Here is a 13,378-nt window from a genome sequence, read left to right as displayed (position 1 = left end):
CAAAATTAATTTACTTCGTAATGATTACTGCTGAGGTAGCGATAAAAATCTGTCAATTTCATGGTCAAAACACGATTGACCACATTGACTTGGTTGACCAATCGCTGGTAATCCAGATTGACCGGACCGATAATCGCTAGAATTCCAAAACCACGATAAGGGATGAGGAATTTACTACTAATCACTGCTAAATCAGCTAGACAGGACTCTTGACTGTCTGCAACACGGACATTTTGCATCTGATCTTCATGCAAACCTTCACGAATCTCCAGAGCCACCTTTTGCGGTTGGTCAAAGAACTGATAGGCTGCTAGATTGGCAAAATTCAAGAGATTGACTTTGCCCGACACTACAATGTTTTCGTTGAACATTTCTTTAAAAATATGTTCAAAGAGATCCATGACATTGTCCGTTGTTGTAAAGTAACGCTGGATAATCTGCGGAATTTCCGTCCGAATCTTGTAGTGAATATCTAGAACAGTGTGTTCCAAGAAACGTTCCTGAATGATGCTCTTCAGTTTCAGCAAATCTTCCTGCAAGAAGTTCCTTGGAATCAGAAATTGACTGGTAACCGTTCGCGACTCGTCTAGGGTGAATACTGCCAAGGCTGTATGTTGCCCTAGAACAACGATATCAAAAGCTGTCAACCGTTGCCTGCTCGGCTCAACATCCAGTGCCACTACCGTACAGGCACTCAAGTCTGTTAGTAGATTAGCAGCCTCTTGCAGAATATCCTCTAGCTTGAAGAATTCCTGATCAAAGGCTTTGACAATCTCATAAACCTCATTTTCAGCCAGTCGGTCAAAATCCAGTGAGTGTTTCACATAGTACTGAAAACCAGCAACACTTGGCATCCGACCGCTTGAAGTATGAGCTTTCTCAAGCAAACCCTGCTTCTCTAAAGCCGCCATGTCATTACGAATGGTAGCACTACTAGAGTTAATAGACTCTTGCAAGGCTTTGGATCCGACAGGTTCGTGCGTTTTGGTAAAGATGTCAATAATCAGATTTAAAATATCCTGCTGACGCTCTGTAACCATCTCATCACTCCTCTCTGTCCGATTGATTAGCACTCTATGCGCCAAAGTGCTAATTCATGATTCTATTATACACCCTTAGAAGAGAATGTCAAGACAAAAACTCAAAAAATTAGCACTCTTTTGTTAAGAGTGCTAAAAATCAGTCTGAAGACCTAGAAACTTATTTTTCATCTACTTGGTATTTCCTTTTAAGTCTGAAAAAACCATGGATTAGATAAGAAATTAAGCAAGCGTATAACAAGAAAATAATAAAGAAAGACTGAGACAAGTTTTCTCGATACAAACTCATACAAACAACAAAACCACCTAAGAATGCGGCTGTACAGGAACGAAGTCTAGATTGCATAACTTTCCATCCGAGACTCTTACTCATATAAACTTGATCCTCTGAAAGTATATCAGAAGCTGGTTTACGAAGAATTGAACAAAAACCTCTTTCTATTAATTCCCAACTGCTATTTCTAAAATCTTGTAGTTCATGCTTATACTTTTTAAGAAATCTAGAATCATAGATATGATAGATGACATCATCTGGTTGGCATTGTTCAAAATAGAAAAAACCAAAACGATTAGTTCTATATCTCCAACCTTTCAAGTGCATCTCATGTAAATATTCTTCCTCCTTGTCCAAATCAACTATTGTAAAAATCCGAAATTGTACTTCACTATTCATTGTCTTACCTCCAGATTAGAAAACAGGTATTGCTTCATTTATCAGATAATTCTTTCCACTTTTGAAACAATCTCCAAAAAATATAAGAAATCTGAACCACCAGAGCAAACAATAAAACACAATCTATGATAGTAAGCAAAAACACTAGCCCGCTAAAAACGTCTCTTTCACTGAGTAACTTTAAGAACAACGGAATCAACATTGACAAGAAAAACAAGACAGGAAGCAACCGCAGTCTTAAAATCCGATGAACCATATCCAACTTCCCTGCCGCATCATTATAAATTTCAAACTCTGCATCCGATTCAATCTCAGAATGTGCTTTTCTAAAGTAAGAAAAACCATTAAAGTCTGTAATATGCTCCCAGCCACAGTCTTTAAACAGTTGCAAATAAGAGGTTTTCTCTGATGTTTTCATTGGGTAAAAATCCAACTGATAAGGCACTTGTTCAGGCTGACACTTTTCAAAGGTATACTTAACCGCAAACAACAAGATAGAATAGCTTACTTTTCTAAGTTTCCAGCCTTTAGCATGCATTTCTCTAAAGTATAGAGCCTCCCTATCATAATCCGCAATGGTAAAAATTCGGTAAACAATTTTCTTTTCCATCATCCTTCCTCCCGACTATTTCTGTAAAGTCGTTCAATACGTTTCAATTCTATCTCCAAAACTTTTCGTCCCAAATCTGTTATCTGATAAATTTTCCGTTTTTCCTCTTCTCGGACAAAGAAAATCAAGCCATCCTTTTCCATCTTTGACAAGGTCCCATACATGGTCCCTGGACTAATCGAAACTCGCGAATCTGTCATCTCCTTGACCTTTTGTGTGATACCATATCCATGGTTCTCCTTCTGTAGACAAAACAAGATATAAAAACCCGTTTCCGTCATCGGAAGATAAACACGCCTGATCTTATCTGTTAATTCCATTTAACCACACTTCCTATTTAATTCGATATATCGCACTTCGTTATATAAAATATATCACAGTTCGATATAAAATGCAAAAAAAAGATCACCCTCAGGCAATCTTTCTTCTATATTAGTAAAGATCTAAATAATTATCAACTTCCCATTGTGAAACGAAGGTTGCGTAGCTAGCCCACTCAATACGCTTGGCTTCAAGGAAGCTAGTGTAAATGTGTTCACCTAGGGCTGCCTTGACCACTTCATCTTCTGTTAAAGCTTTCAAGGCGTTATGAAGAGTTGATGGAAGATCGGTAATTCCAGCTTCCTTACGCTCTTCTGCTGTCATGATGTAGATATTTTCTTCGATAGGAGCTGGTGCTTCGATTTTGTTTTCAATACCATGCAAACCAACTTCCAAAAGAACAGCCATAGCGATGTATGGGTTTGCCATTGGGTCCACCGAACGCAGCTCAAGACGAGTTCCCATACCACGTGAAGCTGGTACGCGCACAAGTGGCGAACGGTTACGACCAGCCCAAGCAATGTAAACAGGCGCTTCATAACCTGGAACCAAACGTTTGTATGAGTTAACTGTTGGGTTCATGATAGCAGTATAGTTGTAAGCATGCTTGATCAAACCACCAAGGAAATGATAGGCCGTTTCAGATAACTGCATTCCTTTTGGATCATTTGGGTCAAAGAAGGCATTGTTTCCTTCTGCATCAAACAAGGACATATTACAGTGCATACCTGATCCAGCAATACCAAATTTTGGTTTCGCCATAAAGGTTGCGTAAAGACCGTGTTTGCGAGCAATGGTTTTTACAACGAGTTTAAAGATTTGAATCTTATCACAGGCACGGAGGACTTCATCATACTTGAAGTCAATTTCATGTTGTCCAACCGCGACTTCGTGGTGACTTGCCTCTACTTCAAATCCCATTTTGGTCAAGACATTCACAATCTCACGACGTGTATTGTCTGCAAGGTCAGTAGGGGCCAAATCAAAGTAGCCACCCTTATCATTTACCTCAAGAGTCGGATCCCCATTTTCATCGAGCTTAAATAGGAAGAATTCTGGTTCTGGACCAAGGTTGAAGGATTTGAATCCTACTTCTTCCATGTGACGAAGAGCACGTTTCAAATTGCCACGAGGGTCACCTGCAAATGGTTTACCTTCTGTTGTATAGACATCACAGATCAAACCTGCAACACTTCCGTTTTCATCTCCCCAAGGGAAGACTGTCCATGTATCCAAGTCTGGGTACAAGTACATATCTGACTCATTGATACGTACAAAACCTTCAATAGAAGATCCATCAAACATAGCCTTGTTTGACAAGACTTTATCTAACTGTTCATCTGTAGCAGGAATTTCGACGTTTTTCATCGTTCCCAAAATATCTGAGAACATGAGACGAATAAAGGTAACATTTTTTTCCTTGACTTCACGACGAATATCTGCAGCTGTGATTGGCATGGTTTTTCTCCTTAATATATGACTACTTGCGATTGCCTAACCGCGACCAAAAGGTGAATGTGCTGAAGCAAAGCGGCCCTGCTGGAGGAGTTCATTGTGAAGTGCGCGACGCACCTCCGTCTGACTCACCACTTTCTTGGACTTCGCCTCACGTTCAGCATATTTTTTCTTAATCGCAGCAATATTATGACCTTCAGAGATATAATCTTTGATTTCAAGCAGACGATCCATATCATTCAACGAATACATGCGACGGTTCCCTTCGTTTCGATCAGGTTTAATCAACTCTTGATCTTCATAATAACGAATCTGACGCGCCGAGAGATCGGTCAATTTCATAACACTGCCGATAGGAAAAACAGCCATATTTCGGCGAAATTCTCTTTCCTTCATTTACGATTCCCTTCCTTCTGTCTATTATAGTCTAAAAAAAAACAAACGTCAATCGATAATGTTATAAAATGTAACATTATTTTTCTTTTTTCTCTAAAAAGAGATGAATACGATCAATATCATAATTTACGAGAATTGCGACAAAAACTCCCATGAAAGTTTCCGATACACGCGCAAACACGTACAAAATTGTTTCACCGCTCGGTATTGATAGGGTAATGATTAACATAGCTGCTACACCACCAATAACCCCTGATTTATTATTCATGGCTACATTTGTCATAATGGTTAACATAGTGCAGATTGGAACAACCACCAAGGTCACCCAAAATGCTCCGTGAAATAAGGTATTTAAGAGAAAAAAGATAAGGGCGTAGAAACCACCGATACTATTTCCTAGAATACGTGAAGTCCCAAAATGGACACTCTTATCAAAACTCTCCCTCAGACTAAAAACCGCTGTCAAAGCACCGATTTGAAGACCTTTCCAGCCAAAAAAGCCAAAAATCAAAAGAACTAGAAAAACGGCAATTCCCGTTTTAAAAGTCCGCATACCAAGTTTGAACTGTGACTTATCAAATTTATATTTTTTAAAATAACTCATAATCTCAACTTTCTACTACCATTTTAACATAAATCAGTTGATTTTATGAGTAAAAATCAATAGGAAGCGTTTTTAATTTAGGCTATAAAAAAGAGGAAACAGAGTTCCTCTTTTCTTTGATTCATTTATAAAATCTTATTTTTCTGTGAGTGCAGCCAATCCTGGTAATACTTTACCTTCAAGGAGTTCCATTGATGCTCCACCACCAGTAGAGATCCATGAGAACTTGTCTGCGCGACCAAGGTTGATCGCTGCAGCAGCTGAGTCACCACCACCGATGATTGATTTCACACCTGGTTGTTTCACGATAGCGTCCATGACACCGATTGTACCAGCTTGGAAGTCAGGGTTTTCAAATACACCCATTGGTCCATTCCATACAACTGTTTTAGCACCAGTCAAAGCTTCGTCAAATTTAGCGATAGATTTAGGACCGATATCCAAACCAAGGAATCCTGGATCTACTGCTTCACCTTCAGTGTCTTTCACTTCAGTGTAGTCAGCAAATGCGTTTGCTTCTTTTGAGTCAACTGGCAAGATCAATTTGCCGTTTGCTTTTTCAAGAAGAGCTTTCGCAACATCCAATTTGTCTTCTTCTACAAGTGAGTTACCAATTTCGATACCTTGAGCTTTGTAGAATGTGTAAGTCATCCCACCACCGATAAGGACTTTATCAGCTTTTTCAAGCAAGTTTTCGATAACACCGATCTTGTCTGAAACTTTTGAACCACCAAGGATAGCAACGAATGGACGTTCTGGAGCTTCAACTGCTTCTTGGATGTAGGCAATCTCGTTTTCAAGAAGGAATCCAGCAACTGCTTTTTCAACGTTTGCTGAGATACCAACGTTAGATGCGTGTGCACGGTGAGCTGTACCGAATGCATCGTTTACGAAGATACCATCTCCAAGTGATGCCCAGTATTTACCAAGTTCAGGATCATTTTTAGATTCTTTCTTGCCATCAACATCTTCGAAACGAGTGTTTTCAACCAAGAGAACTTGTCCATCTTCAAGAGCGTTAACAGCGGCTTCCAATTCAGCACCACGTGTAACACCTGGGATAAATTTAACTTCTTGTCCCAATTTAGCAGCCAAGTCAGCAGCTACAGGAGCAAGTGATTTACCTTCTTTGTCCGCTTCTTCTTTTACACGTCCAAGGTGAGAGAAGAGGATTGCACGTCCACCTTGTTCAAGGATATACTTGATAGTTGGAAGAGCTGCAGTGATACGGTTGTCATTGGTAATCACGCCATCTTTAACAGGTACGTTGAAGTCAACACGAACGAGAACTTTTTTCCCTTTCAAGTCAACGTCTTTAACAGTTAATTTTGCCATTTGATATGACTCCTTCTTTTTTTATACGTGTTAATTATATCACAAAATCAACAAAAGAGATAGCAAAACCCTAAACTTTTCTTGTTCTTTCTTGCAACTGAAATTAGGATTTTTTTAAATCAAATCAAGAAAAACCTTATCAAATAACTAATCAATGCGAGATAAAATAATCAAAACAAGGCCTGACCGACTTGCAGTCAAACCTTGTTTTTTAGTTGTTATGAGAAATTCCAAGAATTCTAAATCGATTAGTCTTCTTTTTTCTTTCTAGCAAGCAAGCCGTAGCCACTCATTACTCCGAGAAGTCCCAGCGCTACTAGACTAGCATCTGTTTCTACACCAGTATTTGGAAGTTGATTTGTTGCCTTTTCAACTTTTGCCGATGCTGCTAAAGACGCTTGGTCTGTTGTTTGTGAGACTTGATCCTCTTTCGTTCCTACTTCAACAATTTCTGGAAGAGCTTCCTTGAGAACCTCAATAGAATGAAGGGTGCGTTTGCCCTGAGCATCAACTTCTACAAAGCGACGAACTTGGCCTTCCACACCTGCTTGAACTAGCTGACGTTGACCTTTCAGAAGGCTTGCATTTGGTCGCTCTTGACGTTCGAAGGAAACTGTTCCCTCTTCAACTTCCAGTTTCGGAGTTTCTAGAACTAAATCTTTCACACCTTCAGCTGGTTGGTTGCTTGATAGAACTTTTGTTCCAACTTCGGTGATTTCTGGGATTGCTTCCTTGACTACCTCAGTCGAACGAAGAGTGCGTTTGCCTTGGCTATCTACTTCTACAAAGCGACGGACTTGACCTTCAACTCCAGCTTGCACAACACGGCGTTGTCCTTTGAGAAGTTCGGAGTTTGGTCGCTCCTGACGTTCAAAGGCTGTTGTTTCAGTTTCAATAACTAGTTCAGGAAGGGCCTCAACCGTTGGAGCCACTTCATTTGGATCCACACTTCCAACATGGTGGCTTTCTTCTGCAGGAGCTAGTTTCTTATTCAACTTTTCTTTCATTTCCGCAAAAGCTTGTGGAGTTGGCATCTCTGAAGCCAACAAAGTTTCTGCTTGGGCAATCAACTCAGCTTGAGAATCTTTTTCACGAAGGGATTCGAGCAAGCCTTCCAACTCTTCTCTAGCAGTCTGATAACGTTGATTTCCATCCAAGGCTGTCCCTGCTTGTTTCAACTCATTCAAAGCCCGATTGACTTCTTCTTGGCTAGCATTATGGTTTTCTGCTACAGCTTTGGCTGCATTGAGCTTCTCTACTAGCGCTGCTTGTTTGTCCTCGCTTGAGAAGGTGTAGGCAAGGGTTGACTGACGGCCTTGGGCAGCAGTAATTTCTTGTTTGAGGTACTCGTCGTTGACAGCTGCTTTTGGAGAAACCAAGACATCGAACTCAGCTGTGTGTCCCTTGTAATGAAGGGTCAAGGTCTGACGACCAGTCTTTTGAGCATCGTAGCCCGTAATTTCAACACCTTGGTCCGTGAAGGCATGACTTTCTTCTGTCTCATCATCATAGAGAACTCCGAAGCGCCCTTCTGCAAGATCCAGTTGATCACCTACTAGATAGTCCGTTTTCGGTTTCTGAGTAATGTACAGACCTGCTACTTCCTTTGGTTTTCCTTCATCTTGACCAGTCACTTGTACTTTTAAGTCACCAGTAACCGAAAGTCCAAGGTAGCTGACTGTAAGCTTCTGTTCCCCTTTTTGATGAGCGTCGTAGCCAGATACTGTCACACCTGAGTGAGTAAGGTTAATCAGCTCATCGGCTTGCTCCCCTTCATATTGAACACGGAGGGTCCCACCTCTAAGGTCAAGTTTTTCTCCCTCTTTGTAAACTATCTTCTTAGGTCCTTTTTCAAGGCTAACTGCAGCAATTTTTCTCTCATCCTGCGGAATTGCTACTGCCAAGGTGTTACTGATTTCTTTGCCAGGTAGTTGGGTACGATAGTAGAGGAGAGTTGGTTGCTTGTTAAAGCCCAATGGTGCAGTTGCCAAGTCGCCACCAGTTTCAGTCTTCAAGGTTGCAATCGGTGTTTGTGAATCAGCCTTGTCGTAAACGGTGATGGTTGCACCCGCTGGAACATCAGAGAAGCCTAGTTGAACTTGGTGGTTTCCAAGTGAACGGGCAGCTACCTTAGCCATTGGAATATTTTGACTTTCTGTGTCCAAGGTTTCGTACATCTTCCAGTTGTAGATACGAATGGCCTTCCAAGGTGTCCCATTATCTGAAGTGATAACTTTTAGGCGCCAGTCTTGGGCAGTGATTGGTTTGTCAAGAGTGATATCTGTAACGTGCGCTTTGTTGCCACGGACCTCCTTAGCTAACTTCCATTCACCATCCGCATCTTTATAATAAAGGTCAAAATCCTTGGTGTTCATCAAACCGTCGTTTACGGATTCTCCACCAGCTCCCGCATGATCCATGACCCATCTAACAACAGTACGTGGCTTGGTCAAGCGAATATCCACACTACCGCTCAACTGAGCTGAAGACCATTTATCTGACAAGCTAGTAATGGTGCCGTTCAACATACCTTCGATGCCTTCCCCGCCTTCAGTATTCGGGAAAGTGCTACCAATAACCGTTGCCCCTGGAACAATATTTTCAGCTAAAGGTCTTGGAAGAGTCGTATCCTGAACTGTCATCCCCCAGTTGAATGACGCAGTTGCAGCCTCAGAACGGAGCCCATTTTTACCAACTGCAACGACCTTCAATTCTTGAGTCCTACCAGTCGCATTAGCAGAACGGCTAACTTTTGGCAAGTAGATGGTTGAAGCAGATGATCCTGTCAACAAACGCCAGTTATCACCGTCTTTTTCGTAGACTTCATAGAAATCCGCATCTTGGTTACCCGAAAATTGAACCACTGCTTCAGCTTCTTGGGCATTCTTAAGAGATTGCTTCACTACAGAGAGACCTGTCGGGGCTTGTGGCGCTTGGTGATTGTCTGAAATGGTTAATTGACCTAGGTTGAACTGATAATCTTTTACAGCTCCTTCATGCTCGAAGAAGAGTTTGACTGCATAGATGGTTTTACCTGCTAGTGAGCTGAGGTCAAATTCTTCATTCTTCCAGTCATCAGAGAGAGTCAGTTCTTTCCATGCAGCTGCATCCTCAAATTTGTAGTCTGGTGTTGTAGAGAAAGCCATATAAACTTTAGAGCCTTTTCCTCCCTTGTGGGCAACACGAAGTTTGGTTTTCTCTGTTACTTCTAGTTTGGTAGAATACAAATTCACATCCTGGTCCGTCTTACCAGCTACATCGCCTGAGAATTTAAGGGAGTTTCCTCCATTATAGGCATCTGTAAAGTCATATTCTGCACGAAGTTTTTCCCCTGTTGAAGTCTGCCACCAGCGCCATGTTGGCAAGACACCAGAAACCGAACGGTAGTTCCACTCAGAATCCTTAGAAACTTTACCGTCTACAAACCATTTTCTACCATGACCTGTATTAAAAGAGGTCGTGAAGGTCCGGCCCACTGCTGGTGTGCGATCAGCAACTAAATTGGCAATTCCATACCACTCTTTATCTGCTGGTTTTTGAGCCGTTGGATCTCCTTGGTAACCTGTAAAGAAGATGTCTTCGTTCTTGTGGTAGTCTTCGCCTGTTTTTCCTAGACTGGTAATCGTATCTGGTGCAAAAAGTCCTAACGACAAGCGCAACTTGCCTTTTTCATCTAAGAGGGCATCCCAGTTAACCTTAGTCTTATATGAACCACCTTGTTGCAATTCCAGGCCTGCAAAGACATCATACTGGCTACGTTCTAGCCATTTGGCCATCTCTACGGAGTGGTCATTCTTTTCCTTGTTCCAGTTGAAGTTAGCAAAGAATTGATCTGCAGGGACCTTGTCACCTTCCTTTTGCATGAATTGGTAGTTGTAGTCTCCCAAGCCATCTTCGTGGTAACGGCCGTATTTGTAGGTCATGGCATCGTACCAAGCATACTTGATTGGGTGGTTGACCTTAGCTGCGTATTCTTTTGTATAGAGCATGAATTGGCGCATTTTTTCACCAAGAGGTGCTACCAAATCGCCCGTTGTTTCCTGGTTAATGAAATAGCCATCAAATCCGTAGTACTTAGCAAGATCGACGAGTTTTCGTGCGATAGGGAAGGTGCCATCTGCATCTTGTTTCAAAGCAGCGGCAAATTTCTCTTGGTCGGCAATGCTGTTTGACCAGTTGAAAAAGAGTGTTCCATAAACGGGAACTCCGTTGCGGTGGCCTGCATCAATGACATCTGGAGTTGGAACTAAGCCTTCCCAGAAGACCATTGAATCCAAGTATTGCCAGTAGTCAAAAGCGTAGGCCTTGAATTCTTCTCCACCAACAGAAGCGTGGTCTTTGGCCTTTGAGTTGGTATTTGCCAGCGCCTGGACCTTGGCTCTTCTGCTTGCTTTTTCATTGACCAACTGCCCTCTGTGGCGCTTGGCGAGTTCAACTGAGGAACGGTTAATGGGATCATCCTGACGCGCACCCGGTTCCCATTTCAACAAATCTTCCCATGTATCAAATTTGATTTCTTTTGGTCGGAGACTCTTTTCTTCATTTTTAGGAACGTCTGCTAGAGTCGGTTTGTCGGCTTTCTTCTCAGCAACTTGAGGAGCTTCCTCTGATTTGACTTCTTCTTTTTCAGTTGGTTGAGCAGGTTTGTCAGCTTTATCCGTCGGAGTAGGCTTCGCTTCTTCTTTTTCATTAACTAGATCCGTTATTGCTGGAGTGTTTTCTGAAATAGGTTGCTCAGCTACTTTGTTCTCTGTTTCCTCTAATTGCTTTTCGATAGCTGCGGTGTCTGGATTAGTTGTTTCACTGGCACTTGTCGCTTGAGTGCTCGTATTAGTAGCTGTTTCAGGGGCAGAGACCTGTTCCGCAAGAGCTGGGCTCGCAAATAGAGCTGAACCAATCATCAAGGAACAAGCTCCGATTGACAGTTTTCGAATACTGTAACGGCAACGTTTTTCAAAAAATAGATCTTTCATCTTTTCCTCCTAATATAATAAAAAGTAAGCGCTTTACTTTTTTGATAAAAAGTAACTGTTCTCAGTGCTCACCACCCGAACAGGATCATCTTCATTTTATCCTATATAAAAGCGATGTCAATCTATTTAACATAAAAACTATAACTAGGATAATAATCAGTAAAATTTGGACACAATCCTATAAATCATCTATCTTAAAGGGAAACTATCTCTCATTTTAAAAGAAAGTTCTTGTTTCTCATGAAAATTTCAGCTAAACACTTGTGAGATTTACTTTTATCCTTTAAAATAGAATAGGAGAAATTCCGTTATTATTTTTCGGAGGAAAAAGAAATGTCCATTAATTGGCAGGAAATTTTATTTCACTTTTTAGGTGGTCTGGGACTATTTTTATATAGTATCAAGACCATGGGAGACGGTTTGCAACAAGCTGCTGGAGATCGCCTTCGTTTTTACATTGACAAATATACCAGCAATCCCTTCTTCGGTGTGCTGGTTGGTATCGGTATGACGGCGCTGATTCAATCAAGTTCTGGTGTTACAGTCATTACAGTGGGACTTGTCAGTGCAGGACTTTTGACATTGCGTCAGGCTATCGGTATTGTCATGGGTGCCAATATTGGAACCACCGTTACATCCTTTATCATCGGTTTTAAGCTAGGAGATTATGCCTTGCCTATGCTCTTTATCGGAGCTGTTTGTCTTTTCTTCACCAAGAATCGCTCCATCAATAACATCGGACGGATTATCTTTGGTGTGGGTGGTATCTTCTTCGCCCTCAATCTTATGAGCGGTGCAATGGAGCCCCTAAAAGACCTGCAAGTCTTTAGAGACTACATGGTTGAACTAAGTAAGAGTCCTATTCTAGGTGTCTTTGTCGGAACTGGACTGACCCTACTCATTCAAGCTTCATCCGCAACTATCGGTATCTTACAGAACCTGTACGCAAGTGGTTTGATTGACCTACAAGGTGCCCTACCGGTCTTGTTTGGTGATAATATCGGAACGACCATTACAGCCATCATTGCTTCTCTTGGAGCCAATATCGCTGCCAAACGTGTTGCCGGTGCCCATGTCGTCTTTAACGTGATTGGTACGGTCATCTGTATTGTCTTTCTTGTACCTTTCACTGGCTTGATTCAATGGTTTGAATCTACTCTCAATCTAGCTCCAGAAATGACCATTGCCTTTGCCCACGGAACCTTTAATATTACAAATACCATTATCCAGTTCCCATTCATTGGTGCCTTGGCTTACATTGTGACCAAGCTCATTCCTGGTGAAGATGAGGTTGTCAAATACGAAGCTCTCTACTTGGATGAACAACTCATCAAGCAGGCTCCTTCTATCGCTCTAGGAAATGCCAAAAAAGAACTGCTTCACTTGGGGAACTATGCTGCAAAAGCTTTTGACCTTTCCTACGACTACATCGTCAATCTAGATGAAAAACTAGCTGAGAAAGGCCATAAGACTGAAGAAGCAATTAACACAATTGACGAAAAACTCACTCGTTACCTGATTAGCCTTTCAAGCGAATCCTTGAGTCAAAAGGAAAGTGAAATTTTAACCAATATTCTTGACTCATCACGTGATTTGGAACGGATTGGAGACCACGCAGAAGGGTTAATCAACCTAACAGACTATCTCCAACGCAAGAATGTTCAGTTCTCTGAGGCCGCTTTGGAAGAGCTAGCTGCGATTTATCACGCTACCACTGAGTTCATCAAAGATGCCCTTGATAGTGTGGAAAACAATGATATTGAAAAAGCTCAAAGGCTGATTGAACGTCATAAAGAAATCAACAATATGGAACGCGTTCTCAGAAAGACCCACATCAAACGCCTTAACAAGGGCGAATGTTCAACACAAGCTGGGGTCAACTTTATCGACATCATTTCCCACTACACTCGTGTATCTGACCATGCTATGAACCTAGCTGAAAAGGTCATTGCTGAACAAATCTAATAGGTA

10 protein-coding genes are annotated in these 13,378 nt (G+C 41.6%); 1 reads left to right on the top strand and 9 read right to left on the bottom strand.

Annotation, left to right across the window (positions count from 1 at the left end):
• Positions 1–5: 5 nt before the first annotated feature.
• The 9 genes from hrcA to M9H69_RS01955 all read right to left on the bottom strand — a co-directional run bounded on the left by hrcA (position 6) and on the right by M9H69_RS01955 (position 11,407).
• Positions 6–1,040 (bottom strand): heat-inducible transcriptional repressor HrcA, encoded by a 1,035-nt coding sequence (gene hrcA, locus M9H69_RS01995; RefSeq protein ID WP_195217384.1) that lies wholly within the window; start codon positions 1,038–1,040, stop codon positions 6–8.
• A 160-nt stretch (positions 1,041–1,200) separates the two neighbouring features.
• Positions 1,201–1,713 carry a DUF2812 domain-containing protein gene (locus tag M9H69_RS01990; protein WP_250315777.1) on the bottom strand — a complete coding sequence of 171 codons (513 nt, stop codon included), beginning with the start codon at positions 1,711–1,713 and terminating at the stop codon, positions 1,201–1,203.
• 34 nt (positions 1,714–1,747) lie between these two features.
• Positions 1,748–2,323, bottom strand: a complete 576-nt coding sequence (locus tag M9H69_RS01985) for a DUF2812 domain-containing protein (protein WP_250315776.1) — start codon at positions 2,321–2,323, stop codon at positions 1,748–1,750.
• Positions 2,323–2,643, bottom strand: a complete 321-nt coding sequence (locus tag M9H69_RS01980; RefSeq protein ID WP_250315775.1) for a PadR family transcriptional regulator — start codon at positions 2,641–2,643, stop codon at positions 2,323–2,325. The genes M9H69_RS01985 and M9H69_RS01980 overlap by 1 nt, the downstream gene beginning before the upstream one ends.
• Before the next feature lie 112 nt (positions 2,644–2,755).
• Positions 2,756–4,102, bottom strand: coding sequence for a type I glutamate--ammonia ligase (gene glnA / locus M9H69_RS01975; protein WP_001122897.1), 1,347 nt, complete (start codon positions 4,100–4,102; stop codon positions 2,756–2,758).
• Positions 4,103–4,138: 36 nt separating this feature from the next.
• The gene (glnR, locus tag M9H69_RS01970) at positions 4,139–4,495 is read right to left on the bottom strand and encodes a transcriptional repressor GlnR (protein WP_007519249.1); all 357 of its coding nucleotides are present in this window, start codon (positions 4,493–4,495) and stop codon (positions 4,139–4,141) included.
• A 76-nt stretch (positions 4,496–4,571) separates the two neighbouring features.
• The gene (locus M9H69_RS01965; protein ID WP_007519247.1) at positions 4,572–5,099 is read right to left on the bottom strand and encodes an FUSC family protein; all 528 of its coding nucleotides are present in this window, start codon (positions 5,097–5,099) and stop codon (positions 4,572–4,574) included.
• 135 nt (positions 5,100–5,234) lie between these two features.
• The gene (locus M9H69_RS01960; RefSeq protein ID WP_001096770.1) at positions 5,235–6,434 is read right to left on the bottom strand and encodes a phosphoglycerate kinase; all 1,200 of its coding nucleotides are present in this window, start codon (positions 6,432–6,434) and stop codon (positions 5,235–5,237) included.
• 248 nt (positions 6,435–6,682) lie between these two features.
• The gene (locus M9H69_RS01955) at positions 6,683–11,407 is read right to left on the bottom strand and encodes an endo-beta-N-acetylglucosaminidase (RefSeq protein WP_250315774.1); all 4,725 of its coding nucleotides are present in this window, start codon (positions 11,405–11,407) and stop codon (positions 6,683–6,685) included.
• A 333-nt stretch (positions 11,408–11,740) separates the two neighbouring features.
• On the opposite strand from M9H69_RS01955, the gene M9H69_RS01950 reads away from it, so the two are divergent.
• Entirely contained in the window at positions 11,741–13,372 is a 1,632-nt protein-coding gene (locus tag M9H69_RS01950; protein WP_250315773.1) for a Na/Pi cotransporter family protein, read from the top strand.
• The last annotated feature ends 6 nt before the right edge of the window (positions 13,373–13,378 follow it).

Origin of the sequence: Streptococcus oralis (genome assembly GCF_023611505.1) — a bacterium.
GTDB lineage: Bacteria > Bacillota > Bacilli > Lactobacillales > Streptococcaceae > Streptococcus > Streptococcus oralis_CT.
The sequence above is the reverse complement of the archived record's forward strand: the minus strand, read 5'-3'. Positions and strand labels throughout refer to the sequence as shown.

What these genes read in the sequence shown, in the direction of transcription:
- M9H69_RS01985 (WP_250315776.1), bottom strand. Translation starts at nt 2,323, where the DNA reads ATGGAAAAGAAAATTGTTTACCGAATTTTTACCATTGCGGATTATGAT.
- glnR (WP_007519249.1), bottom strand. Translation starts at nt 4,495, where the DNA reads ATGAAGGAAAGAGAATTTCGCCGAAATATGGCTGTTTTTCCTATCGGC.
- M9H69_RS01955 (WP_250315774.1), bottom strand. Translation starts at nt 11,407, where the DNA reads ATGAAAGATCTATTTTTTGAAAAACGTTGCCGTTACAGTATTCGAAAA.
- M9H69_RS01950 (WP_250315773.1), top strand. Translation starts at nt 11,741, where the DNA reads ATGTCCATTAATTGGCAGGAAATTTTATTTCACTTTTTAGGTGGTCTG.
- glnA (WP_001122897.1), bottom strand. Translation starts at nt 4,102, where the DNA reads ATGCCAATCACAGCTGCAGATATTCGTCGTGAAGTCAAGGAAAAAAAT.
- M9H69_RS01960 (WP_001096770.1), bottom strand. Translation starts at nt 6,434, where the DNA reads ATGGCAAAATTAACTGTTAAAGACGTTGACTTGAAAGGGAAAAAAGTT.
- M9H69_RS01980 (WP_250315775.1), bottom strand. Translation starts at nt 2,643, where the DNA reads ATGGAATTAACAGATAAGATCAGGCGTGTTTATCTTCCGATGACGGAA.
- hrcA (WP_195217384.1), bottom strand. Translation starts at nt 1,040, where the DNA reads ATGGTTACAGAGCGTCAGCAGGATATTTTAAATCTGATTATTGACATC.
- M9H69_RS01990 (WP_250315777.1), bottom strand. Translation starts at nt 1,713, where the DNA reads ATGAATAGTGAAGTACAATTTCGGATTTTTACAATAGTTGATTTGGAC.
- M9H69_RS01965 (WP_007519247.1), bottom strand. Translation starts at nt 5,099, where the DNA reads ATGAGTTATTTTAAAAAATATAAATTTGATAAGTCACAGTTCAAACTT.